The sequence below is a fragment of the Streptomyces niveiscabiei genome (genome assembly GCF_001419795.1).
Classification (GTDB): domain Bacteria; phylum Actinomycetota; class Actinomycetes; order Streptomycetales; family Streptomycetaceae; genus Streptomyces; species Streptomyces niveiscabiei.
In genome coordinates, this window is sequence record NZ_LIRL01001441.1 from 1 (window position 1) to 1,052 (window position 1,052).

At 70.2% G+C, this 1,052-nt stretch carries 1 protein-coding gene; it reads right to left on the reverse strand.

Annotated features, from left to right (window positions below; genetic code table 11):
• Window positions 1–6 precede the first annotated feature (6 nt).
• Window positions 7–990, reverse strand: coding sequence for an NAD(P)H-quinone oxidoreductase (locus AOK24_RS44810; protein WP_055725522.1), 984 nt, complete (start codon window positions 988–990; stop codon window positions 7–9).
• Window positions 991–1,052: the final 62 nt, after the last annotated feature.

Here is a 1,052-nt window from a genome sequence, read left to right on the forward strand (position 1 = left end):
CTCTACCTACCGCCCCACCACCAACAGCACCTTCCCCACATGCCCGCTCCCCTCCACCACCCGATGCGCCTCGGCCGCGTCCGGCATCGGGATCTCGCGGTCCACGACCGGCTGGATGTGCCCCTCGGACACCAACGGCCAGACGTGCTCGCGAACCGCCGCCACGATCGCCGCCTTCTCCTCCAGCGGACGGGCCCGAAGGGACGTCGCGCTGATGGCGGCCCGCTTGGCGAGCAACGTACCGATGTTCAGCTCAGCCTTGACCCCGCCCTGCATGCCGATGATCGCGAGGCGCCCGTTGACGGCGAGGGCCTGGACGTTGCGGTCGAGATACTTCGCCCCCATGTTGTCGAGGATGACGTCGGCCCCAACACCCCCGGTGGCGGCCCGCACCTCCGCCACAAAGTCCTGCTCGCGATAGTCGATCAGCACATCGGCACCGAGTTCCGCACACCGCCGCAGCTTCTCCGGCGTACCCGCGGTGACCGCGACCTTCGCCCCGACGGCCTTCCCGAGCTGAATGGCCATGGTCCCGATCCCGCTGGACCCACCGTGGACGAGCAGCGTCTCCCCGGGCCGCAGATGGGAGACCATGAAGACGTTGGACCAGACGGTGCAGGCGACCTCGGGCAGCGCGGCGGCGCGGACGAGATCGACGCCCTTGGGAACCGGCAGCAACTGCCCCGCGGGAACGGCGACCTTCTCGGCGTACCCCCCGCCCGCAAGCAGCGCGCACACCTCGTCCCCGACGTCCCACCCGCTCACCCCGGCCCCAACCTCGACGATCCGCCCGGAACATTCGAGCCCGGGGTAGGGGGAGGCACCGGGCGGCGGATCATAGAACCCCTGCCGCTGAAGCAGATCCGCCCGGTTGACGGCCCCGGCGACGACCTCGACAAGCACCTCCCCCTCCCCGGCCACCGCGTCCTCGACATCCGCCCAGACCAACGCCTCGGGCCCACCAGGTTCCGTAATCGTGATCGCACGCATGAACCCGACGCTACTCCTCGCCCACACGCCCCCACCCCGCACCCCGCACACACCTGTCTCTT

Bases quoted from the DNA above. Each gene is read 5' to 3' on its own strand.
- AOK24_RS44810 (WP_055725522.1), bottom strand. From the start codon at position 990: ATGCGTGCGATCACGATTACGGAACCTGGTGGGCCCGAGGCGTTGGTC.